1 protein-coding gene is annotated in these 529 nt (G+C 43.5%); it reads left to right on the top strand.

What is annotated here, in order from left to right; genetic code table 11:
• Positions 1 to 529: nucleotidyltransferase domain-containing protein (locus tag A3762_RS27720; protein WP_197469328.1), on the top strand; the 529-nt coding region annotated here is incomplete at both ends.

Raw genomic sequence — 529 nt, 5'->3', positions numbered from 1 at the left:
CAATTAGCGGAACCAACAATTAAATCCCGCTTTTTAGAACAATCTGGCATTTCACTAACAACACTGTTTGAAGATCTGACCGGCCAAGGCTATCCAGCAAAGGCTACAAAAGAATATCTAAAACGTGCTGCCGATTGCTTCGACGAACTCTATTGTGACGGCGAAGATATCCGAGCGATCATTGGCGCCAAAGCATGGTTTATGGATCAAGTTCTTAACGCTCTCTGGTCACGTTACGCGTTTGATCAAGATAATTTTTCTCTGATCGCTGTTGGTGGATATGGTCGCGGAGAGTTACAGCCTCATTCAGACATTGATCTTCTTATTCTTGCAAAAGATCAGATCCCCACTGAATCTGAAAGCGATCTAAGCAGCTTCATTACTCTGCTGTGGGACCTGTCGCTCGAAATAGGACATAGTGTTCGTACAATCGACGAATGTATTGAGCAAGCAAGCCTAGATGTAACGATTGCAACAAATCTTTTAGAGACTCGAACAATTTCCGGCGCCGAGTCATTAAAATCAACAC

Source organism: Oleiphilus sp. HI0125, assembly GCF_001635355.1.
The sequence above is the reverse complement of the archived record's forward strand: the minus strand, read 5'-3'. Positions and strand labels throughout refer to the sequence as shown.